The organism is Acidimicrobiia bacterium (assembly GCA_040881685.1).
Classification (GTDB): domain Bacteria; phylum Actinomycetota; class Acidimicrobiia; order IMCC26256; family PALSA-555; genus SHVJ01.
Genome location: JBBECS010000039.1, coordinates 34,226 through 55,610, shown reverse-complemented (window position 1 = coordinate 55,610; position 21,385 = coordinate 34,226). Strand labels below are relative to the sequence as shown.

The window sequence follows — 21,385 nt, the reverse complement described above, 5'->3', positions numbered from 1 at the left end:
GCGGGAGATGAGGTTCGGGCTCGACATCGCGCAGCAACGCATGCCGTTCGCCGAGGTGGTCTCGCGAGCACAGCTCGCTGATCGCGTCGGCTTCGACGGGGTGTGGGGTTTCGACCACTTCCAACCCATGTACGGCGACGGCCCCGGCGAGTGCTTCGAGGGGAACACCACGCTCGCCGCGCTGGCCGGGGTCACGTCACAGGTTCGGCTCGGACTGTTGGTGAGCGGCATGACGTACCGCCATCCGTCGATCTTCGCGGCGGAGGCGATCACGATCGATCACGCGTCGAACGGCCGCTACGAGCTCGCGTACGGTGCCGCGTGGTTCGACAAGGAGCACCACGAGCTCGGGATCCCGTTCCCGGGCACCAAGGATCGCATCGACGCCTTCGAAGAGGCGTTGCAGATCATCCGCGGCTTGCTCACGACCAATGGGTTCACGTTCGAGGGCAAGCATCTCCAGGTGCGCGACGCCACGCTGCACCCGCGACCGGTGCAGCAGCCACACCCCCCGATCTGGATCGGCGCGTCTGGCGAGAAGCGCACGATGCCCATCACCGCGCGCTACGCCGACGTGTGGCACTGCTTCGGACCGGTCGAGCACCTCGGACCGAAGTCGGCGCGTCTCAGCGCCATGGCCGAGGCGGCCGGGCGCGACCCGTCGGAGATCCTGCGCGCCGCGTCGCTGTCACTCGAGGACGATTGGGACACCATGCAAGCCAACGTCGACGCGTGGCGCGACGCCGGTTTTGGCTACCTCGTGGGTGGCTGGCCGCCTCAAGGCGCCGCCCGCGTCGAGAAGTTCGCGGCCCGGTTCCTCGCCACCTAAGCCCTGGGTGCGTCCCTCACCCGCCTATTCCGGGGTGAGAGACGCACGTCAAGCGAGCGGCGACCAGGCGGTCGTGCGGAGCAGGCGGCTCTCCCAGTCGTCACGGACGCGTAGCGCGTCGTGCATCCACGTGCCGGGGGCCCGGTATTCAGGCGGCACCTCGGTGAGCAGCAGGTTCTTCAACCGGTCGTGGTCGGTGATGTGCTGCCAGAGGATGACCTCGGCCCGTCGGCCGGTTCCCCACGCAGTCTGGAACACCGACAGCAGCTCGAGGATCCCTCGGCCGCGACCTTCGGAGATGCTCGGCGCGTAGTGCGTGCGCGCGGCCTCCAGGTAGTCGTCGAGCATTCCCTCATGAGGCCAGGCGGTGTCCTCCATGAACAACGTGAGCTCGTGATCCTGAGGCGTCGTCGGCACCTCGTCGATATCGGCGACGGGTGGTGCCCACGGCACGGTCAGGAGGAACTTGGCGTGCACCTGGTGCCGGTGTTGGTCGGTGTCGCGCGCGAGCGCGCGTAGGTCGCCGTCCTGTACGCGACCGGCCAGGCGCTCCCATGCCGCGCCGTCGCGCACCGCGGTGACCGTGGTGACCACGTACGCGCGACCGGATCCGTGGGCGAGATGCATGAAGTAGAGAAGACGCGCGCCGTCACCCTTGGCGAGCTCTGGGAGCCAGCCGTCGCGGAAATCCGCTTCGAACTCTACTTCGTGCGCGCCACGGACCCGGTGAACCTCGTGCAGTAGGAACATGGGCTCAGTCGATCAGACGACCGAGCAGCTCGTCCACCGCGGCGTCGGCGAGTGCCCGCATCTCCTCATCGGTCCGGTCCTGGATCGGGTGGGGCACGAAGACTCGCGCCGGATCGGCGCCGAGGGACTTCGCCTGCGCATCCGCGCCGTCGATGAACTCACTCGACGCGACGAACACCGACGGGATGCCCAAGCCTTCGAGGTTCACGATGTCGTGCACACTGCACGACGTGCACGAGCCTCAGTCGGCGAGCGCCTCGATCACCACGTCGCACTTCTGTGAGATCTCATGGCGCAGGTCGATCGGCGCGACCTTGGTGAACGTCGGCTTGCGGAAGCGCTCCACCTTCAGCCCGCGCTCTTCGAGGCGTTCCTCGATGCGATCGAGGAACACGTCGCCGCGAGCCTTGCTGATGTCGAGGAGGCCGACGGTCTTGCCGTCGAGCGAGGTGGGTCGAGGCGTGCGCTCTCGCGTCGCGGGCGCCAGCTCTCCGGTGGGGTCGAGCACGAACCGACTCATCTCACCCCGCTCTCGGCGCCTTCCGCGCCGGGCCGCTCAACTCCACCTCGGCGACCGGCGCGCGGCGCAGGGTACCTGCGCCGCGGTCGCTTGCCTCATGTGCGCACCTCCCGAGTGACGGGCTCGCTGCCGATCGCACCGCCGGCCCAGCCTCCGATGATCTCCGAGAACAGGCCCGCGCCACCACCAGCGTGGACCACGAGCAGCCCGCCGTCACGGAACTTCGGGAGCACCGTGTCGGCAAAAGCCTCAGGCATACCTTCGGCGATCCCGCCTGCACCCCGTATGAGCTCGGCCCCGTTGAGCTGGAGGAGCGCGGCGAGCTCCTCGAGGAGCCGTGCTCGGCTCCACCCCGCCTCGCGAAGCACTCGAGCGTGCTCGGGGCCGACCACCAGGGTCGCGTCGATGGCGACCACGGTCTTCGGGTGCGCGACGGTCCGTAGGCACGCGGCGTACGTGCGCACGAGTGAGTCGGCTTCTCGCGACAGCTGGTCGACGACAACGCGTGGTCCTTCGCCGGCGAAAAGGGTGACCGCCGACTGACCGGGTTCGAAGCCGCGGAACACGTGCAGCGGCTCCCACGGCGATCCCTGCTCGTCTTCCGCGAAGCAGAACGTGTACTTGCCCGGGTTGCCGTGCGTGGCGCGATCGACCTCGCCTGGGCGCCCGCCACCCACGTTGCGGATCACGAGCTGAAGGGCGCGCCCGATCGTGGCGTTGGCCCGGTTGCCCTGACCGAGCGCGTTGCCGCCGGAGTTCATGCCGATTGCCCGGGCGATTGGCCCGTTCACGATCACGATCGGTCCGACCGGCATGGTCGTCGCAAGCACGCCGTGGATGTTGAACTCCTCCGTGCACGCCGCCTCGACGGCCGCGAGCACGACGGGCAGGTACTCGGGCCGGCACCCGGCCATCACGGCGTTGATCGCGATCTTCTCGACGGTGCACCCGACGAGGTCGGGCGGCACTTCGGCGACGATCTCGTCGGCGTCGCGCGTCGTGCCAGTGAGCATGCGGGCGACGCGCGCCGGGGTCGGTGGCACGAGCGGGAGACCGTCGCTCCAGCCTCGCTCGAACATCGACTCCATCTCGTCCTCGTGCTCGCCGAGCTCGATGCGTCGGGAGTTGAGGCGCGCCGCGCCTTCGGCCGCGGCGCGTGTCGCAGCGAAATCGGGATCCTGGGTGAGCGACCCGCACCCGGGACGGTGCGGCGGCAGGCCGTCACCCAGCCCGGCCCGGCCGGTGAACGCCTCCCACTCATCGCGGCTCCATCCGACGATGCGGGCGACCTCGTGTCCGTCGGTCACCCGCACCACCGTGGGGACGGTGTCGAGATCGAGGGCGAGCGACACCTCGAGCGACGTGTCGTCCACCGGATGGAGCTCCTCGGGGAAGGTCGGATCGTCCTGGGTGAACACGGTCAGTGGCTCTTCACCCTCGGCGAGCTGGCCGAGCACCGGGACGACGAGCTGGCACGTCGGACAGTCACGCTTCACGATGGCCACGAGCCCATCGGGCAGCGTGGTGCTCACGCGGTGAGTGCCTCCACGATGTGGTCGATCGCGTGCGTGAGGACCTCGATGTCGTCGGGCTCGATCGCCGGGAACATCGCGATGCGCAGCTGGTTGCGACCGAGCTTGCGGTACGACTCCACGTCGACGATGCCATTGGCGCGCAAGGTCGCAGCGATGTCATCAGCCTGCACGCCGTCGAAGTCGATCGTGGCGTTCACGGGGCTGCGCTCGGACGGCTTGTGCACGAAGGGCGTCGCGAACTCGCTGGCTTCCGCCCAGCCGTACATGGTGGTGGCCGACTGCTTGCAGCGCGCAACGGACCATGCGAGCCCTCCGTTGCCAAGCATCCATTCGATGGTGTCGACGAGGAGGAACAGCGTGGTCAACGCGGGCGTGTTGTAGGTCTGGTCGAGCCGCGAGTTCTCCAACGCGATCGGAAGGCTCAGAGACGGTGGTTGCCACCGGTTGGTGCTGCCGATGCGCTCGATGCGGTCGAGTGCCGAGGGGGAGCAGAGCGCGAGCCAGAGCCCGCCTTCGCTCGCGAACGCCTTCTGCGGCGCGAAGTAGTAGACGTCGAAAGCATCTGCCGCGACGTCGATCGCCCCGGCGGCGGAGGTCGCGTCCACGAGCACGATGCTGCGCTCGTGACTGAACGGCGGCTCGAGCTCGTTCATGGTGACGCCGGTGGATGTCTCGTTGTGTGTCGTGGCGAGCACGTCGCAGCCGGCGTCGTCCTTCCACTCCGGATGCGTCCCTGGTTCGGATTCGATGACGACAGGCTCGTCGAGGTGCGGCGCACCGGCAGTGACGGCGGCGAACTTGCCCGAGAACTCGCCGAAGACGAGGTGCTCGCTGCGCTGCTCGACGAGACCGAACGCCGCTGCGTCCCAGAACGCGGTTGTGCCACCGTTCCCGAGCAGCACTTCGTGGCCAGCAGGGAGCGTGTAGAGCTCGCGCAAACCCTCGCGGATGCGCCGGACGACCGCACGCACTCCGTCTCGTCGGTGGCTCGTGCCGAGATAGGTGGGTGCGGCCTCGGCGAGCCGGGCGACCGCCTCGGGCCGCACCTTGGACGGGCCCGACCCGAAGCGCCCGTCGGCAGGCCGCAGGTCGGGCGGCAGAACGATGGCGGCCGGATCCGGGGGCATCGCCGTCGAGACTACCGACGCACCGCGCCGGCGACGCGGGCGATTGCCTAGCTCAGGGCGAGGACCTCGCGGAGGCCTCGGCGGATGGACTTCTTGAAGCGCTTGGTGTCGGGGATGGCTCGCGGGTCGGTGTTGATCCCGATGTAACAGGTGCCGCAATGCGAGAGGAGCGCGACGTTGGCTGCTGTGCCAGAGAGCGGTGCGAACGCGTAGAGCGCATCAACCTCGGCACCGCACAGGTACAGCGGGAACGGTGACCCGGGCACGTTGCTCGTGACGAAGTCGGCGCCCTTGAGCATCGAGCCAAAGAGCAGGGTCGCGGCGCGCCGTGGCAACCGGTTGAGCAGGCCGGCAACGGTCTCGCTGAGCGCGACGGCGGGCTCGGCGCGCAGCTCTCGGCACCGTTCGCCGATCACCCGCAACCGCTCGACGGGATCGTCGATGTCCAGTGGGACGAGCAGTCGCGCAGGCGTGAAGTGGTTGCCGCCGAGCGCGGCGCTCTCGCCACGCAAGTTGATCGGCATGATCATTCGGAGCTCGGGAATTTCGCTGTCGTGGCGCGAGTGGTAACGCTGCAGTCCGCCCACGACGCCGGCGACAAACGCGTCGTTGAGCGTGCCGCCGGCCGCGCTCGCAGCCCGCTTGAGGTCGTCGAGTGGGACGCGCAAGACGGAGACTCGCCGGTCGAGGCTGCGCGCGTTGATCAGCGGTGAGCAGGGCTCGGCCGCGGGAGCGAGGAAGCGCGCGACCGATCCCGCAGCCGAGGTGACCTCGTCGAGTGCGCCGGCCGCGTCGTCACGCACGCGCTGCCACGTCGTGCGGGCCACGTCGACGATCCGCTGCGCGGTGTCGGTGGCGTGGCGCGCCTGCCAGGCGATGCCGCTGCCGATGAGACTCGTGGGCGAGAACACCGGCAGCACCACGGCCTCGGGCTCAGGCCCGTCGGGGGGCGGCTTGCGCTCGAGATCGAAGAGCATCATCAGCAGGCGCATGCCACCGACACCGTCCGTCATCGAGTGGTGGACCTTCAACACGAACGCGGCGCGACCCTTCGGCAGTCCCTCGACGAGCGTGTACTCCCAGAGCGGGCGGGCGCGATCGAAGTCGCCCATCGCGGCACGCTCGGCGAGCTCGAGCACCGCGTCGAAGGAGCTGCCCTTCGGCAGGTGGATGCGCCGCGCGTGGTACGCGAGATCGAAGTCCGGATCAGCCGACCATGCCGGTGGGCCCACGCGGACCGCAGGCTCCACGACCCGCTGTCGCATGCGCGGGATCAGCCGCGTCCCGCGCTCGAGTCTCTCCAGGACCCGCTTCCACTTCGGTGCGCGGTCGAGCACCAGCAGCACGACGATCGGGGAGCGCAGATGCGGATCGCGCTCGATGTTCCACATGAGCGCGTCGGCGTCACCCATCGCATGCTCGAAGAGGTCGTCGGCCATGGCAGTCAGTCGCCCAGGTATCGAGCGCCGCGCCGCTCGAGATCGCTCCCGAGGTCGTAGACGAGCGGTACGCCGGTGGGGATGTTGAGCTCGAGCACGGCTTCCTCCGACAGACCATCGAGATGCATGACCAACGCTCGCAGGGAGTTGCCGTGCGCGACGACGAGCACGACGTGTCCCGCGATCAGATCAGGGACGATGCTCTCTCGCCAGTACGGCAGCATGCGATCGACGACGTCGGCCAAGCTCTCGCCACGCGGCAATGCGTCGTCGGGCACGTCGGCGTAGAGGGGATCTGCGCGCTGCTCCTGCCACGCCTCGTCCGACAGCTGCGGCGGTCGTGTTGCGTACGAACGGCGCCAGATCTTCACCTGGTCGTCTCCGTACCGGCTCGCGGTCTCCGCCTTGTCGAGGGCCTGCAGCGCGCCGTAGTGGCGCTCGTTGAGGCGCCAGGACCGCTTGATCTCGATGTCGGTGTCGGTCACGCCGAGCTCCTTCAGCGCGAGCTCGGCGGTCCGGATGGCGCGCTTCTGGATCGATGTGTGCACGACGCTGGGAGTGATGCCCTCGTCGCGTAGCAACCGACCGGCTGCCATCGCCTCGCTCTCACCGTGCGGGCTCAAGTCGACGTCGACCCACCCGGTGAAGAGGTTCGCGAGGTTCCACTCGCTCTGGCCGTGGCGGAGAAGCGCCAGCGTCGCCATCCCGTGAGCCTCGCCGCGTCGGACGGAGGTGGGCAAGCCAGTGGCGCTCAGGAACCCTGCTTCGGCTTCTTCGGCTTGGTGGTGGTGGTCGGAGGAGCAGTCGTGATGGTCGCGGCCGTCTGCCACGACGTCAGGTCGTACTCCTCGTGCATCGCGGCGATCACCGAGTCGGCGATGAGGTCGGCGCCCGCGCGCTCGAAGTGGATGCCGTCACCCGCACGCAGCTTGGTCACCGTGCCGTCGAGCTTCGGGCGGAAGTCTGCATATCCGCCATCGCGCCCGGCCAGCAGAGCGGCCGTCTCCACGAAGTACACCTTGCCCGGTCGAAGCTGTGCCTCGGAGAGAACGATTTCGTTGATCAGCTTGTAGCGCGTCTCGTATCGGGTCACGTTGCGCATCTGCGGGATCCCCACCCAGAACAAGGTCACCTTCCCGGTCCCGGTGACCTGGTCCATGAGCCCGCCGACGCGGCGCCGATACTCGGCCTGCCACTCAGCGCTACCGAACGGGCCCACGCCACCGATGCCCGTCATCGTCTGGTCGTCGTTCGACCCGATCGTGAGCACCATCGCGTCGGGCGCGCTGTTCGTGACGACCGACTGGAGGTACGCCGGCCAGTTGAAGACCTCGGGTCGCGCCAGACCGGTGGCCACGTGTCCGTCGACCGTCTGCAGGATCCCGATCACCTGGGTCGCGACCGCCTTGTTGATGACTGACTCGCCTGGCGTGATCGAGAGCGAGTCGCCGCCGACCCAGAGGCGCACTTGCTCGGTGGGCGTGAACGCGCGCTTCTTCGGGACCTTCGGCTCTTCGGGTTCCTTCTTGATCGTCGGGCTTGGCAACGAGAGGTCGACGTCGTCTTCGCCGCCCTTGCCGATCAGCTCTTGGAGGCCGACGCGGAGTCGGTCGAGGTAGAGCTCGTGGCTCACGTCGTAGAGGGGGTCGGCGAGCGCCGTCGCGACGTCGCGCTCGGTGCCAACCGGCTCGGACAACGCCGTCTTGCGGATGCCGGGCGCATTCAAGAGCGCGCCGATGAGCAGACACGTGATCCCGACCATCCACACGTGACCGACCGACATCGCGCGGCGTTCAGGGTCGGCGTGTCGGCGCTCACTCCGCGTGCGCAGGTCGCTTCCTTCGGGCGTAGTGGTGGTTGTCATGTCAGAACTGGAAGTAGATGAATGGGATCACGCCGCTCGGCTGCAGCGTGTCGATGATGAGGAGGGCAAACCCGAGCACCGCGCCTTGCGCGACCGGCACAAGGCGGGAAAACGACGCCATCGTGCGCGCCATCGTGGCGTGGGAGATGTACTGCTCGGCGAGCCCGACCGCGATGGCAAGGAGGACGCCAACCGTGACCAGAGGCGCGTGGTCGAGCCAATGCGCCGGAGTGAAGATGCGCCCGATGACGTCGCCGGCGTTCTCGAACGACTCGGCCCGGAAGAAGATCCAGGCAAAGCACACAATTTGGAAGGTGACCACCCGGCGCAGTACGCGGCGCCGCAACGTGTCGGGAAGGTCGGGCAAACCGAGGGCAATGTGACGCGCGTGCCGGTAGTGATCGACGCAGAGGAACAAGCCGTGGATCGCGCCCCACGCGATGAACGTCCAGGCCGCGCCGTGCCACAACCCGCCGATGACCATGGTCAGCATGAGGTTCCGGTACGTGCGCAGACCACCCCTGCGGTTTCCGCCGAGCGGGACGTAGAGGTAATCCCGCAGCCACCGCGACAACGTCATGTGCCAGCGGCGCCAGAAGTCCTGGATCGACTCGGCCGTGTACGGGCTGTCGAAGTTCTGCGGGAACTTGAACCCCAGCAACAGCGCGAGGCCGATCGCTATGTCGGTGTACCCGCTGAAGTCCGCGTAGATCTGCACCGCGTAGGCGTAGACGGCCACCAGCACCGTGAGTCCCGAGTGCTGGTCCGGTGAGGCGAACACGCCGTCGACGATCTCGGTCGCGAGCAGGTTCGCGATCACGACCTTCTTGAACAGCCCGATGAAGATGAGGAAGAAGGCGCGGCTGGCGTCGATCTGGCGCGGGTCGTGCGCTTGCTTGAGCTGGGGCATGAACTCGGCCGGGCGCACGATCGGGCCCGCGACGACGTGCGGGAAGAACGAGAGGAAGACGGCGAATTCGAACAGCCGGCCGGGCTGAAAGGTGCCGCGGTAGATGTCGACGAGGTAGCTGATCGCCTGGAACGTGAAGAACGAGATGCCAACGGGGAGGGCGACCGCCACGATCTCCGGCTCGATCCTGACGCCGATGCGGTCGAGGAGGTTGGTCGCCTCGCTGACGAAGAAGTCGTAGTACTTGAAGTACCCGAGGGCACCGAGGTTCCCAACGAGCCCGAGGACAAGCCACCGACGCTTCACGCGCTCGTCGGTCGATCCGTGGATTCGCTGCGCCACGAGCTGGTTGCCGATCGAGGACGCGGCGATCAAAAGGCAGAACCACGGGTTCCAGTACCCGTAGAAGAAGTACGACGCCGCGACCATGAAGATCTTCCACCGGCGTCGGCGCGGCATGAGCAGCCACGACAACGGCAGGACGATCATGAAGAAGAGCGCGAACGTGATCGTCGGGAACAGCATGGCGGCACGTCAGTTTCGCACTACGCGCGGCTGACGGAGCGCAGCGAGGAAGCTCGCCAGGGAGCGAGCGTCTGGGGGCCGGGTATCCCGGCCCCCAGCGAGCGACCGAAGCTAGGTGATCTCGTAGATCAACGTCACCTGCACACTGAGTGACTGCGAGCCCGGCTCGATCGGCGCGGCGGCCTCGAGCTCACCCGACGCGGCACGCGCTTGGTCGAACTCGAGCGCGGGTCCGTACGGAATGCTGTCCTCGGTGAGAGAGAGGAGGTCGCCGAGGTCGACGCCCGCGGCATCGGCGAGCTGTTCGGCCTGGATGCGCGCCCGCTTCACCGCGTCGGTACGCGCCCTCGCGACCAGCTCGGTGTTGTCATCGAACGAGAAGAAGATGCCTTGCACGAGGATCTCGTTTCCGGCGGCCTCCGTCGCCGCGTCGATGATCCCGCCCGCCTTCTCCAGATCGCGGATCGTGGCGCTCAGCAGATTGTTGACCGAGTAGCCATCCAGGTCGTCACCTTCGTCGTCGTAGAACGGCGTGATGGAGAGGTCGGTGGTCTGGAGGTCGTCGCTGTCGACGCCCGCATCCTGCAGCACCTCGATGACCTTGCGGGTCAGCGTGCTGTTGCGCGTCAGCGCCTCGGCGGCTGATGGGGCCCGTGTCTTCACTCCAACCACGAGCTCCAACACGTCGGGCGTCCCGCGCACCAACCCGGTGCCCGTGACGGTGATCGTGCGCGGCTCGCGCCCGCCGTCCTCGGTGGCTGCGCCCGCGGCTGCGGGCCACGCCGTCACGATCCCTACCGTCAACACCGTCATTGCCAACCACGTGCGCGCCCGCATGAGGGCCTCCACTCGTCGAGCCGGTCCTTGAAGAGCTTTGACGACCCGCGCTCGGGGCGCGGTTCCCGCCTGCTCCGGTCAATTGGTGATGCGCGAGCGCAGGGTCTCGACACCCGGACCCACGAGGTCCGCCAGCGCTGCGGAGCGCCCCGCCAAGGCCATCAACAGCGCTTCCCCCGAGCCGCTTACCTCGTCTCCCTCGCCGTGCTCCCAGTCGAGATCCGTGGCTCGCAGGTGGAGCCCGGCTCCACGCTTCTTGCCGGGGAGCAGCGAGCTGCCCGTGCTGGCGGCGCAGTCGAGCGCGACCTTCAACTCCTCCGCTGGGTAGTCGCGCGGGATGCCGAGGGGCCGGCGCACGTCTTGCTGGTGAACGATCGTCTCCATGACGAGATCGGCCGGCTTGGTGCCGGGCGGCTTGCGCCTCATGCCGACCGAGGCGCGCATGTCTTTTCGAAGCTGCTCGGGCGAGTGGGTCCCGTCTCTCTGTGCCTCGCGTTCGAGCATGGTGTTGATACGGAAGCCGTACTTCGCGGCGATGAGGATCGCCCTGCCGCCTGTGAGGACGGAGCCCTGGTTCAGATGCGCGACAACGTCGCGGACCTTCCAGCTGCCGCAGAGCGACGGCTGGTCCCATTGCGCCGGTGTCAATGAATCGCAGAGATCAGCAAACGCGTCGCGCTCAGTGTCGGTCATCCTCCAGTAGTCCATCGCCACGCTCCTCGGCTCGAGGTGGGCGCACTCTACGCTTCGCCCCGTGAGCGAGGTCCCCAACGCGGTCTTCCACACCGACGGTGATCTGTTGGTACCGACGGCACTCGCACGCGGGCCGTGGTCACCCGATGCTCAACACGGTGGCGGCCCGGCCGCGCTGCTCGCCCGAGCGGTCGAGTCGTGCGATCCAGGGCCGGCGGCCTTCGTCTCCCGGCTCACCATCGAGCTGCTTCGTCCCGTTCCACTCACACCGTTGCGTGTGACGGCGCGCACGACGCGACCTGGGAAAAAGGTTCAGTTCATCGAAGCCACGATCCACGCCGGTGAGGTCGAGGTGGCGCGAGCACACGCGCTGCGCACGCGCGTCGCTGACCTCGACCTCCCATCGGTGCCGTACGAGTCCACGATGGATCCGCCAAACCGCGGCGAGCCATTCGCGATCGAGTTCCCCTTGAGTCGAGGTCCCGCCGACATCGGCTTCTGGTCGGCGATGGAGCTTCGCTACATGCGAGGGGCATGGGCGGAGTCCGGCCCCGCGGCGGTGTGGTTCCGGTTGCGAGTTCCGGTCGTTGCCGGGGAGGACCCGTCACCGCTGCAGCGCGTTGCCGCGGCAGCCGACTTCGGCAACGGGATCAGCGCGGCGCTCGAGCGCGGCGCGTACCTCTTCATCAACCCCGACCTCACGATCTACCTCCACCGGTCGCCCAACGGCGAATGGGTCGGGCTCGACACGGCGACCGCGGTCGAGCCGGTCGGGATCGGGCTCGCGGCGAGCATGCTGCACGACGAGCAGGGCGTGATCGGTCGCTCGCTCCAGGCGCTGCTCGTCGACCGGTTGTGATCGCGCAGCCTCGAGCGGCGAAAGTGTGTCCATGATCGTGCTGCTGACCGGGGCGACGGGGGCGATCGGTCGCCCGACCGTCCGCAAGCTCCAAGACGCCGGGCATCGAGTCCGCGCCGTTGCCCGTGACGACATCAAGGCCCGCCGCCTCGTCGCCCAGGGAGCCGAGGCGGCGCGTGTCGACCTCTTCGATCCCGAGGCGGTGGCCGGCGCCGTCGAGGGCGTGGACGCGGTCGTGCATCTCGCCACCAACGTGCCGCCCATGTCGAAGATGGCCTTCCCTGGCGCGTGGCGCACGCACAACCGGCTGCGCACGGAGGCCACGCAAGGTCTCTTGGACGCGGCGCGCACGCACGGCGTCGGGCTCTTCGTCAAGGAGTCGATCACGTTCACATATCCCGACCGCGGCGATGCCTGGATCGACGAGACGGTGGCACTGGACGAGTCGATCAAGATGCTGCGGCCCACGATCGAGGGGGAGCGGCTTGTCGCGCGCTTCGGCGCGGATGGCGGACGAGGCGTGGTGTTGCGGTTCGGTCTCTTCTACGGACCAGACAACCGCGCGACCGACGAGACGCTGAGTCTTGCGAAGATGCGGATCGCACCGATTCCCGGCGCACGCGACGGCTACGTGTCGTCGATCCACGTCGAGGACGCGGCCGCGGCGGTGGTAGCGGCTCTCGATGTGCCCGCGGGTGTGTACAACGTCGTCGATGACGAGCCGCTCACTCGCCGTGAGTACGCCGATGCGTTCGCGGCGGCGTTCGACCTCCCGCGGCTGCATGTCGCGCCAGGAGCTCCGATGCGCGTCGTCGGCGGATCGGGAGCGAGGGCGCTCATCTCGTCGCAACGGGTCTCGAACCGACGTATGCGTGACGCGACGGGCTGGGCTCCCGCCTACCCCAGCGTGCGGGAAGGGTGGGTCGCCATCGCGGCGGCTCGGCAGGCAAACACGAAGGAGGGCGTTGATGACGCCTGACACGGCAACGCGTGTGTCGCGCATCGGGCTCGTGCTGCTCGCAGTGACAGCGATCCCGATCGGGGCATGGGCGGTCATCGCCCCGCGCTCGTACTACGACGACTTCCCTGGCTTCGGGAGCCAATGGATCTCGCCCGACGGGCCGTACAACGAGCACTTGATGCGGGACTTCGGCGCGCTCAACCTGGCGCTGGCCGCGTTCACCGTGTGCGCAGCGATCTGGCTCCTGCGTCCGATGGTGATCGCGGCGTCGGTGGCGTGGATCGTCTATCCGCTGCCGCATCTCACGTACCACGTGCTCAACCTGGACCGCTACGACACCGTGGATCAGATCGGCATCCTGGCCGGGCTGGCGATCGCGCCGATCGTGGCGTGCGGGTTGCTCGTGTTGTGCCGGTCGTTGCCCTCGCGGGGCCTGACCATGGAGCAGGGCTAGCGGCGGCGGTGCCGACCGCTGGCCAACGAGCCGGCGCCTGCCGCCGGCGACCATGGAGTCGGCTAGCGGCGGCGGTGCCGACCGCTGGCCAACGAGCCGGCGCCTGCCGCCGGCGACCATGGAGTCGGCTAGCGGCCGGCGTTCGGCTTCTTGCCGTGGTTCGCCTTGTTGCGGCGGGCCTTGAGCTTGCGCTTCTTCGTCTTCTTCGACATCTCGGCTCACCCGTGCGCTCGGCGGAGATCGCAGGTTAGGCCGCATCCGGCGGTGGGGACAGGTTGGACGCCAGGGGGTCTGGAGGTCATGACAGCGCTCAGGCTTACCCGGGGCATCCTCGGACCTCGCCAGAGGTTGACCACCACCACCCTAAGTGGTTAGATGAGGGAGCCCTGCCACAAAGAGTGGCTGGGGCGAGGACGATCGAGCCACCTGCTCGGGGAGGCGACGATCCGCCGTCTGTGTCATTTGGTCGCTAGGGACGGCGGGGAGCCAGGCGAAACCGGCCCCATCTCTGCACTGTGTGCGGAGAGTTGGGTGCCGGTTTTCTTCGTTGGACCCGAAGCAGAAAACGAGGGCTCATGAACCGCACTCGAGCATTTTCGTGATGGCACGCGCCGGGTCAACGACGACCATGGGCACAGCAGCGACGCGTCGAGCCTTGTGGATGGTTGGTGTCGGCGCGCTCGGGCTGACGGCCTGCGTCAAGCTCCCCCCGCCCCCGCCCCCACCGCCCCCTCCGCCCGCATCGGTCCAGGGCTGTGGCAGCACCGCCGCGCCGACCCCTGCCGACCCGGTTGACTACGTCGCGGTGGTCGACGAGCCGGGCGCCGGCCCGCTCGAGGTCGAGACGTTCACCGCGACCTCCGCCGCCGACAAGGCGGCGCACATCGACGAGCTCGAAGACGACGGCACGGTCGTCGTCGTCGAGCCCGATGAGCCGGTCGCCGCCCTGGTCACCTCCGACCCCCGTTCTTCCGAGCAATGGGGCCTGGTCAACGCAGGGTTCGGTGCCGCGTGGACTGCAGGGTTCGATGGCACGGGTGTGAGGATCGCGATCCTCGACACTGGCGTCACCGCCACGCACGAGGATCTCGCGGGGCGTGTCGACACAGTCAACGGCAACGACTTCGTCGATACCATTGGCAACAACACCGGCACCGAAGACCCTCACGGCCACGGTACGCACGTCGCCGGCATCGCTGCGGCATCGGACAACGGGTTGGGCGGTCTGGGTGGCGCGCCCGGTGCCACCATCGTGCCCGTCCGCGTGCTCGGGGCGAACGGGTCCGGGTTCACCTCCGACGTCGTCGACGGGATCCTCTGGGCCGCCGACCCAACCAAGGGCAACGCCGACGTCATCAGCCTCAGCCTGGGCGGGGCCCATTGTTCCTCGAGCGAGCAGATCGCGGTCGACTACGCGGAGGCTCAGGGCGCGGTCGTGGTCGCCGCCGCGGGCAATGGCAACTCGAACGTCCCGATCTTCCCCGCCGGCTTCGAGGGTGAGGTCATCGCGGTGGGCTCCACGACTTGGAGCAACACCAAGTCGTCGTTCTCGAACTGGGGAACGCCGTTCGTGGACCTCGGTGCTCCCGGCTCGTCGATCCTCTCGACCTACAAGCCCGGTCCCAACACCTACACAACGATGGATGGCACGTCCATGGCGGCGCCGTACGTGTCGGCCGCGGTCGCGCTCGTGCTCCAGCATTGCCCGGCGATCGCGAACGGTCCCGCGAACGGGTCGAGCGTCGCCGACAAGGTGCTGAACCGGTTGCGGTCCACCGCGAGCCCGGTGATCGCGGGCATGGGCGCCAGCCTCGTCCAAGCCGGCGGCGCGACTTCCGCACCCTGCCCCGCCTGACGCTGCGCCGGCGAGCCCCACGAGCCTCAGTAGGCTCAAGGGCCTCCGTGCACGAGACGAAGTACCAGACGGCTCGGTGGCCACCCGAAAGGCGGCGAGCACCATGCGCGTGAGTGTCCGGCCGTCGTGGGTGCTGCTCGCCGTCCTGGCGCTTGCCGCGTGCCACCCGGTCCTCCCCGCAGCACCGCAGCCGTCACCACCCTCGCCGGTTGGCCCCGCCGCGACCGCGGCCGACGATGTCGGCGCGCAGGCCCTGTGCCCCGCGGGGTCAGCAGCACCCGAGCCCACGCCCACGCCGACCGCGCCGGTCGAGTACGTCGCGACGGTCGAGCAGCCGGGACCGAGCGACGAGCACGAGTACGTCACCTTCACCGCGGCGTCGGAGGCCGAGCTCGACGCCGAGGTTGCCCAGCTCGAGGCCGAGGGCGACGTGCTCACCGTCGAGCCCAACCGGCTGGTGTCGGCGCTCCTCGTTGACCCGAGCGACGACGACTTTTTCGCGAGCGGTCAGCAGTACGGGCCGAAGCTCGCGCACGCGGACTTCGAGACCGCGTGGGCGAGCGGTCTCGATGGCACCGGGGTGCGGATCGCGATCGTCGACAGCGGCGTGGTGGCCACTCATGAGGACCTTCTCGGTCGGGTGGACATCGCGAGCGGCTGGGACTTCGTCGAGGGAAACCTCGACGCCACGGACGACGACCACGGGCACGGCACGCACGTGGCCGGGATCGCCGCCGCGAGCGACAACTCCGACGGGGTCGTTGGCGGCGCGCCACTGGCAACGATCGTCCCGATCCGCGTGCTCAACGCGCAAGGGAGCGGGGGCGAGGGCAACGTCGCGTCCGGCATCGCCTGGGCCGCCAACCCGCTCCAGGGAAACGCCGACATCATTAACCTCAGCCTTGGTGGGCCGTCGTGCAGCCAGGCGATCCAGAATGCGATCCAGGCGGCGCTCACGGCAGGACTGGTTGTGGTCGCGGCCGGCGGGAACTGCGGCGCCGGCCCCAACACGAACTGCGACGTCGCGAACCAGGCACTGTTCCCGGCCGCAGGCCCCGACACCGATCTGATCGCCGTGGCCGCGACGACTGAAGGAGACGAGCGCGCGTCGTTCTCGAACTTCAACCCGCGCAAACGGGTGTCCACCTGGCCGCAAGTCCTCGGCTACATCGACGTGGCCGCGCCAGGGAACCAGACCATCTCCACCTACGTCGGGTCGTCCAGCGCATACCAGTTCCTCAGCGGCACGTCGATGGCTTCGCCCCACGTGGCCGCGGCGGCCGCGCTGCTTCTCCAGAAGTGCCCGTCGCTCTTCGACCACGGTGCGACGACGTCGGCCGACGTGAAGGCGATGCTCGAAGCCACCGCGGTGCGGGTCTACGAGGAGGCGATCTCGAGCTGGCCCACGTCGCACACGACCAACATCACCGATCTCGGGCACGGCCTCATCAAGGTGGGGGCCGCGACCGCCTTGCCCTGCCCGGCCTAAGACACCGCCGTCAGGCCGGCGGTGTCGCCGGCGCGTCGCCGTCCACCCAGACGGACTTCTCGATGCGCTCCCTGATGCGCCATCCCGACGGCGTGCGCACGAGCTGGTCGTGGTACTCGCCGCCGACGAAGAAGAAGCTGCGACCCTCCGGCTTGTCCTGCGCCATCGGGTTGTAGAAGCCGGCGCGACTCGAGGCCGTGTCGCCGTCGATGCGGATGTCCTTGTTCGTCACCAGATGCTGGTACGCGGGGAAGTGCGGGAGCACGCTCGCGAGCCACGCCTTCACCTCCGGGTACTGGCCCTTGATCCCGCCCGCGCTCGTGTAGTCCACGAAGGCGTCGGGCGTGAACACGTCGTCGAGCCCGTCGAAGTCTCCGGTGTCGATGGACCACGCGTAGCGCGTGAGCACGTCCTCGATCTCGAGCCGGTCAGCGATCGCCTGCAACGTCCGTTCGTCCACGACCGGACGTTAGCGTGGTCCTGCATGGAGCATCTCGGGCTCGTCGGCCTCGCCGACTCCGGTCACGCGCAGCTGTTCAGCGCGCTCACGGGCAGCGACGTCGCGACCGCCGCCGATCGTGTGCTCGGCGTCGTCCACCTTCCCGACGAGCGCGCCGACCGCCTGGCCGAGATGTCCAAGTCGAAGAAAGTGGTCGCGGCGACGTTCCAGGTCGCCTTCCTCCCTGGGTTGTCCACGGAGGCGGGCAAGGGCCTCGGCAGCCGACTGCTCGGCACCTTGCGCGACTCCGACGCGCTGATGCTCGTGATTCGCGCCGACGACGGGCACGACCCCGTGCGTGAGCTGACCGCGCTCGAGGAGGAGCTGATCCTCGCCGACCTCGGATCGGTCGAGCAGCGTGTCGCCAAGCAGCGACGCGCGTCGAAGGGCGACAAGTCGCTCGTTCCCGAGATCGACGCACTCGAGCGCGCCGGGGCCGCGCTCTCGGACGGCATTCCGATCTACCGCTCTGACCTGGCAGAGACGGATCGCCTGCTCTTGCACGAGGTCTTCTTGCTCACGAACAAGCCCGCACTCGTCGTCGTGAACATCGGCGTCGACCAGCTGGAATCGGGGAGCGAGGTCACGGGTCCGTTCGGCCCGGACGCGCTCGCGGTGTGCATCGAGCTGGAGGCCGACCCGGATGTGATCGCGTCGGTCGGGAACGATCGGGCCGAGCTCCTCGCCGAGCTCGGTGTTCCGGAGAGCGTGGTGCCGCGCCTCGCGCGCAGCGCGCTGCACCTGCTCGGTCGCAACACCTTCCTCACCACGGGTGAAGACGAGACGCGAGCGTGGACGTTCCGTGCCGGGGCCAAGGCGCCGGAGTGTGCCGGCGTCATCCACTCCGACCTGCAGCGGGGGTTCATCCGAGCCGAGGTGATCGGCTGGACGGAGCTGCTCGACATCGGCTCATGGGCGAAGGCCAAGGAGCTGGGCAAGCTGCGGGTCGAAGGCAAGGACTACTCGGTCGAGGACGGTGACGTGCTCGAGATCCGGTTCAACGTGTGAGAGGGCAGCGCCCGCGGCGCAGGTACCCTGCGCCGATCGCAGCTGATCGTTCGCCAAAGTGGAGGGGAGCGGCCCGGCGCCGTAGGCGCCAGGAGCGGGGTTGGTGACGTGCCCTGGCTGCTGCGCGACGGTGAGGTGCTGGCGTCGGCCGAGGTTGCGACAACGCGGGCGGCGCGTCGACGCGGTCTGCTCGGTCGTGACGTCGTCGAACGCGCGCTCGTGCTCGAGCCGTGTCGCCAGGTCCACTCCGTCGGGATGCGGGTGCCCATCGACGTCGTCTGGTGCGACCGTGCGGGCCGGGTGCTGCGGATCTCGACTCTGAAGCCCCGGCGCGTGTCGCCGCCGGTGTGGCGCGCCCGGTTCGTGGTCGAGGCCCCGAGCGGAGCCGCCGACCGATGGCGTCTGCACGTGGGTGACGTGCTGGAAGTCGCGCCGGACGACGGGTCATGAACGCCACGGGCCTGCTCGTCCTGGTGGCAACGCCGATCGGCAACCTGGGCGACCTCTCACCGCGCGCGGTCGAGGCCCTCCGCGGCGCAGATGTGATCGCCGCCGAGGACACGCGCCGGACGCGCGCGTTGCTGACCCATGCGGGGGTGCCCGCCGGCAACCGCCTGCGCGCCGTGCACGGCCACAACGAGCGCGCCCGCGCCCAAGCGATTGTCGAGGAGGTGCGTTCCGGCCTGCGTGTGGCCTACGTGACCGACGCAGGGATGCCCGGCATCTCCGATCCCGGCGAGCGGCTCGTACGCGCGTGCGCAGACGCCGGCCTGCCCGTGGAGGTGGTGCCGGGTCCGAGCGCCGCGCTCACTGCGCTGGTGATGTCTGGTCTCCCGACGGCGCGATTCGCGTTCGAAGGCTTTCTCCCGCGCAAAGGACGTGAGCGCGACGACCGGCTCGAGGCAATCGAGCGCGAGGAGCGAACCACCATCTTGTACGAGTCGCCGCACCGTCTCGCCGCCACGCTCGCCGATCTCGCGGCGGTGTGCGGAGACGCCCGCCTGGTCGCGGTCGCACGCGAGCTCACCAAGCTGAACGAGGAGATGTGGCGGGGCACCCTGGGTGCCGCGGCCAAGCACTTCGCGACCGCACCCCGCGGGGAGATCGTCATCGTGCTGGAGCCGTCGGTCGCGACCGAGGTTGCGACGACCGACGCCGACCTGGCGCAACAAGCACTCGCGCTCGTCGCCGAGGGACTCCCGACGCGCGTCGCCGCCGATCGCCTCGCAGCGCGGTCTGGTGTGTCCCGCCGACGCGCCTACGACGCCGTCATTGCTCAGCGCCGAGCGCGCTGACGCACGTGGGGCACGCGTGCCTCCCCGCATGCTCGCGAAGCCCGTCACGAGAGCCGCAGAATACGCACATCGGCTCGTGACGAGTGAGCACGAGGCTGCCGTCTTGCACCGACACGTCCAAGACGTCGCCCTCACGGATGCCGAGCGCGCGGCGGAGGTCGGCCGGGAGCACCACCCGCCCGAGCGAGTCGACGCGCCGCGTGCGGTCCTGCGTGCTCACGCGAAACGGGTCCGGGATGGCGACATGCGGTCGGTACTGTAAACCTGATGCCCACGCCGTTCTACGTGACGACGCCGATCTACTACCCGAACGACGTTCCGCACATCGGACACGCGTACACGTCGGTCGCGGCCGACGCGCTCGCACGCTGGCGGAGGCTCTGGGGCGACGACGTCGCGTTCCTCACCGGCACCGACGAGCACGGGCTCAAGATGCAGCGCACCGCCGAGGCCGAGGGCATCACCCCTCAGGAGCTGGTCGACCGGACGAGCCCCACGTTCCGCGAGCTCACGACCCTGATCGACCTGACGAACACCGACTTCATCCGCACCACCGAGCCGCGGCACTACGAGGCGGTTCAGCAGTTCCTCCAGGTGGTCTACGACCACGGCTTCATCGAGCTGGGCACCTATGAAGGTCTGTACTGCGTCGCGTGCGAGGCGTATTACACCGAGGACGAGCTGGTGAACGGCAACTGCCCGATCCACGGTCGACCCGTCGAACATGTCACGGAGGAGAACTACTTCTTCCAGCTCTCGCGCTTCGAGGACCGGCTACTGGAGCACTACGCCGCGTACCCCGATGCCGTGCAACCCGAGTCCCGCCGGAACGAAGTGCTCGGCTTCATCAAGCAGGGATTGCGCGACTTCTCGATGAGCCGCACGTCGCTCACGTGGGGGATCCCACTCCCGTGGGACCCGAAGCACGTGACGTACGTGTGGTTCGACGCGCTGTTCAACTACTGCACCGCGGCTGGCTACGGCACAGACCGCGAGCGCTTCGACCGGTACTGGCCCGCCGACTACCACCTGATCGGCAAGGACATCCTTCGATTCCACGCCGTCTACTGGCCCGCCATGCTCATGGCCGGCGGCGAAGCCCCACCCAAGCACGTGTTCGCGCACGGTTGGCTCCAGGTGGGCGGCGAGAAGATGGCGAAGAGCGGCGGCAACCAGATCGCGCCCGCCGACCTCGTCGCCGAGTTCGGCTCGGACGGCTACCGGTACCACTTCCTTGCGGATCAGCGCTTCGGGCCCGACGGCGACTTCAGCTACGAGGCGATGGTCGCTCGCTACAACGCGGACCTCGCGAACAACTTCGGCAACCTCGCGAACCGGGTTCTCAACATGGCGGTGAGCTACTGCGACGGGGTCGCGCCGAGCGCGCGCGCCGACGGGCCGCTCGTGGCCGCGAGCGCCACGGCGTTCGACGACATGCAAGGCGCGATGGACCGGCTCGACTACGCGCGTGCGTTCGGTGCGGTATGGGAGCTGATCCGGGCCGCGAACTCGTTCATCGAGGATCAGGAGCCGTGGAAGCTGCACACGTCGGGTGACGCCGCCGCGACCGCGGGCGTGCTGGGTGACTGCGTCGAGGTGCTGCGCATCGTGACGCTCCTTGCGTCGCCGGCAATCCCGCGGGCCTGCAATGAGCTGTGGCGCCGCCTTGGTCTCGACGGCATGCCCGAGGAGCAGCGCCTTCCCGACGCCGCCGCATGGGGCCTCGGCCCGGTCGACACGCGCCTCGACAAGGGCACGCCACTCTTCCCGCGCATCGAGGCATGACGGCGCGGCCGCAGTGAGCGAAGCGAGCGAAGGGCGCACGGGGGAGCAAGCGCCCGCGGCGGAGGTACCCTCCGCCGCAGCGAGCGAGCCAATGGTCACGGGGGAGCAAGCGCCCGCGGCGGAGGTACCCTCCGCCGCAGCGAGCGAGCCA

At 68.7% G+C, this 21,385-nt stretch carries 22 protein-coding genes; 10 read left to right on the top strand and 12 right to left on the bottom strand.

Translation table 11 applies throughout. The features are described 5' to 3' along the window. Positions 1–7 precede the first annotated feature (7 nt). Positions 8–829 (top strand): TIGR03560 family F420-dependent LLM class oxidoreductase, encoded by an 822-nt coding sequence (locus tag WEE69_10215; GenBank protein MEX1145666.1) that lies wholly within the window; start codon positions 8–10, stop codon positions 827–829. A 48-nt stretch (positions 830–877) separates the two neighbouring features. Here the strand turns inward: WEE69_10215 and WEE69_10210 are convergent, their stop codons facing one another. The 10 genes from WEE69_10210 to WEE69_10165 form a co-directional block, all read right to left on the bottom strand. After that, positions 878–1,579, bottom strand: a complete 702-nt coding sequence (locus WEE69_10210; GenBank protein ID MEX1145665.1) for a hypothetical protein — start codon at positions 1,577–1,579, stop codon at positions 878–880. Between the two features lie 4 nt (positions 1,580–1,583). Continuing rightward, positions 1,584–2,099, bottom strand: coding sequence for a UGSC family (seleno)protein (locus tag WEE69_10205; protein ID MEX1145664.1), 516 nt, complete (start codon positions 2,097–2,099; stop codon positions 1,584–1,586). A 95-nt stretch (positions 2,100–2,194) separates the two neighbouring features. Then, entirely contained in the window at positions 2,195–3,631 is a 1,437-nt protein-coding gene (locus tag WEE69_10200; protein ID MEX1145663.1) for a thioredoxin family protein, read from the bottom strand. Next, entirely contained in the window at positions 3,628–4,761 is a 1,134-nt protein-coding gene (gene serC / locus WEE69_10195) for a phosphoserine transaminase (GenBank protein MEX1145662.1), read from the bottom strand. The genes WEE69_10200 and serC overlap by 4 nt, the downstream gene beginning before the upstream one ends. 47 nt (positions 4,762–4,808) lie before the next feature. Next, positions 4,809–6,200 carry a wax ester/triacylglycerol synthase family O-acyltransferase gene (locus WEE69_10190; GenBank protein ID MEX1145661.1) on the bottom strand — a complete coding sequence of 464 codons (1,392 nt, stop codon included), beginning with the start codon at positions 6,198–6,200 and terminating at the stop codon, positions 4,809–4,811. Positions 6,201–6,205: 5 nt separating this feature from the next. Continuing rightward, the gene (gpmA, locus tag WEE69_10185; protein ID MEX1145660.1) at positions 6,206–6,904 is read right to left on the bottom strand and encodes a 2,3-diphosphoglycerate-dependent phosphoglycerate mutase; all 699 of its coding nucleotides are present in this window, start codon (positions 6,902–6,904) and stop codon (positions 6,206–6,208) included. A 47-nt stretch (positions 6,905–6,951) separates the two neighbouring features. Beyond that, the gene (locus tag WEE69_10180; protein ID MEX1145659.1) at positions 6,952–8,064 is read right to left on the bottom strand and encodes a DUF459 domain-containing protein; all 1,113 of its coding nucleotides are present in this window, start codon (positions 8,062–8,064) and stop codon (positions 6,952–6,954) included. Between the two features lies 1 nt (position 8,065). Continuing rightward, entirely contained in the window at positions 8,066–9,499 is a 1,434-nt protein-coding gene (locus WEE69_10175; protein MEX1145658.1) for an MBOAT family protein, read from the bottom strand. Positions 9,500–9,610: 111 nt separating this feature from the next. Then, positions 9,611–10,288, bottom strand: a complete 678-nt coding sequence (locus WEE69_10170) for an SIMPL domain-containing protein (GenBank protein MEX1145657.1) — start codon at positions 10,286–10,288, stop codon at positions 9,611–9,613. Between the two features lie 126 nt (positions 10,289–10,414). Continuing rightward, positions 10,415–11,044, bottom strand: a complete 630-nt coding sequence (locus WEE69_10165) for a maleylpyruvate isomerase family mycothiol-dependent enzyme (protein ID MEX1145656.1) — start codon at positions 11,042–11,044, stop codon at positions 10,415–10,417. A gap of 46 nt (positions 11,045–11,090) precedes the next feature. Here WEE69_10165 and WEE69_10160 point away from each other — a divergent pair, with 46 nt between their 5' ends. From WEE69_10160 to WEE69_10140, 5 genes are all read left to right on the top strand, one after another. Further along, a complete protein-coding gene (locus WEE69_10160; GenBank protein MEX1145655.1) occupies positions 11,091–11,888 on the top strand; it encodes a thioesterase family protein in 798 nt (265 codons plus the stop codon). A 31-nt stretch (positions 11,889–11,919) separates the two neighbouring features. Next, the gene (locus WEE69_10155) at positions 11,920–12,867 is read left to right on the top strand and encodes an NAD(P)-dependent oxidoreductase (protein ID MEX1145654.1); all 948 of its coding nucleotides are present in this window, start codon (positions 11,920–11,922) and stop codon (positions 12,865–12,867) included. Beyond that, positions 12,857–13,303 (top strand): hypothetical protein, encoded by a 447-nt coding sequence (locus tag WEE69_10150; GenBank protein MEX1145653.1) that lies wholly within the window; start codon positions 12,857–12,859, stop codon positions 13,301–13,303. Before WEE69_10155 ends, WEE69_10150 begins: the two co-directional genes overlap by 11 nt. A gap of 601 nt (positions 13,304–13,904) precedes the next feature. After that, positions 13,905–15,158 carry a S8 family serine peptidase gene (locus WEE69_10145; GenBank protein ID MEX1145652.1) on the top strand — a complete coding sequence of 418 codons (1,254 nt, stop codon included), beginning with the start codon at positions 13,905–13,907 and terminating at the stop codon, positions 15,156–15,158. A 76-nt stretch (positions 15,159–15,234) separates the two neighbouring features. Continuing rightward, a complete protein-coding gene (locus WEE69_10140) occupies positions 15,235–16,647 on the top strand; it encodes a S8 family serine peptidase (GenBank protein ID MEX1145651.1) in 1,413 nt (470 codons plus the stop codon). A 10-nt stretch (positions 16,648–16,657) separates the two neighbouring features. Here WEE69_10140 and WEE69_10135 read toward each other — a convergent pair whose 3' ends face one another. Beyond that, a complete protein-coding gene (locus WEE69_10135) occupies positions 16,658–17,107 on the bottom strand; it encodes a nuclear transport factor 2 family protein (protein ID MEX1145650.1) in 450 nt (149 codons plus the stop codon). Between the two features lie 24 nt (positions 17,108–17,131). On the opposite strand from WEE69_10135, the gene WEE69_10130 reads away from it, so the two are divergent. From WEE69_10130 to rsmI, 3 genes are all read left to right on the top strand, one after another. Then, entirely contained in the window at positions 17,132–18,154 is a 1,023-nt protein-coding gene (locus WEE69_10130; GenBank protein ID MEX1145649.1) for a DUF933 domain-containing protein, read from the top strand. Positions 18,155–18,262: 108 nt separating this feature from the next. Next, entirely contained in the window at positions 18,263–18,604 is a 342-nt protein-coding gene (locus WEE69_10125) for a DUF192 domain-containing protein (GenBank protein ID MEX1145648.1), read from the top strand. Next, positions 18,601–19,449 (top strand): 16S rRNA (cytidine(1402)-2'-O)-methyltransferase, encoded by an 849-nt coding sequence (rsmI, locus tag WEE69_10120; GenBank protein MEX1145647.1) that lies wholly within the window; start codon positions 18,601–18,603, stop codon positions 19,447–19,449. The genes WEE69_10125 and rsmI overlap by 4 nt, the downstream gene beginning before the upstream one ends. Here the strand turns inward: rsmI and WEE69_10115 are convergent. After that, positions 19,424–19,669 carry an AbrB/MazE/SpoVT family DNA-binding domain-containing protein gene (locus WEE69_10115; protein MEX1145646.1) on the bottom strand — a complete coding sequence of 82 codons (246 nt, stop codon included), beginning with the start codon at positions 19,667–19,669 and terminating at the stop codon, positions 19,424–19,426. The two genes, rsmI and WEE69_10115, sit on opposite strands and share 26 nt — an antisense overlap. 47 nt (positions 19,670–19,716) lie before the next feature. Here WEE69_10115 and metG point away from each other — a divergent pair, with 47 nt between their 5' ends. Further along, entirely contained in the window at positions 19,717–21,234 is a 1,518-nt protein-coding gene (gene metG / locus WEE69_10110; GenBank protein ID MEX1145645.1) for a methionine--tRNA ligase, read from the top strand. Positions 21,235–21,385: the final 151 nt, after the last annotated feature.

What these genes read in the sequence shown, in the direction of transcription:
- WEE69_10215 (MEX1145666.1), top strand. Translation starts at nt 8, where the DNA reads ATGAGGTTCGGGCTCGACATCGCGCAGCAACGCATGCCGTTCGCCGAG.
- WEE69_10210 (MEX1145665.1), bottom strand. Translation starts at nt 1,579, where the DNA reads ATGTTCCTACTGCACGAGGTTCACCGGGTCCGTGGCGCGCACGAAGTA.
- serC (MEX1145662.1), bottom strand. Translation starts at nt 4,761, where the DNA reads ATGCCCCCGGATCCGGCCGCCATCGTTCTGCCGCCCGACCTGCGGCCT.
- WEE69_10190 (MEX1145661.1), bottom strand. Translation starts at nt 6,200, where the DNA reads ATGGCCGACGACCTCTTCGAGCATGCGATGGGTGACGCCGACGCGCTC.
- gpmA (MEX1145660.1), bottom strand. Translation starts at nt 6,904, where the DNA reads ATGGCGACGCTGGCGCTTCTCCGCCACGGCCAGAGCGAGTGGAACCTC.
- WEE69_10180 (MEX1145659.1), bottom strand. Translation starts at nt 8,064, where the DNA reads ATGACAACCACCACTACGCCCGAAGGAAGCGACCTGCGCACGCGGAGT.
- WEE69_10175 (MEX1145658.1), bottom strand. Translation starts at nt 9,499, where the DNA reads ATGCTGTTCCCGACGATCACGTTCGCGCTCTTCTTCATGATCGTCCTG.
- WEE69_10165 (MEX1145656.1), bottom strand. Translation starts at nt 11,044, where the DNA reads ATGGACTACTGGAGGATGACCGACACTGAGCGCGACGCGTTTGCTGAT.
- WEE69_10155 (MEX1145654.1), top strand. Translation starts at nt 11,920, where the DNA reads ATGATCGTGCTGCTGACCGGGGCGACGGGGGCGATCGGTCGCCCGACC.
- WEE69_10150 (MEX1145653.1), top strand. Translation starts at nt 12,857, where the DNA reads ATGACGCCTGACACGGCAACGCGTGTGTCGCGCATCGGGCTCGTGCTG.
- WEE69_10145 (MEX1145652.1), top strand. Translation starts at nt 13,905, where the DNA reads ATGGCACGCGCCGGGTCAACGACGACCATGGGCACAGCAGCGACGCGT.
- WEE69_10130 (MEX1145649.1), top strand. Translation starts at nt 17,132, where the DNA reads ATGGAGCATCTCGGGCTCGTCGGCCTCGCCGACTCCGGTCACGCGCAG.
- rsmI (MEX1145647.1), top strand. Translation starts at nt 18,601, where the DNA reads ATGAACGCCACGGGCCTGCTCGTCCTGGTGGCAACGCCGATCGGCAAC.
- metG (MEX1145645.1), top strand. Translation starts at nt 19,717, where the DNA reads ATGCCCACGCCGTTCTACGTGACGACGCCGATCTACTACCCGAACGAC.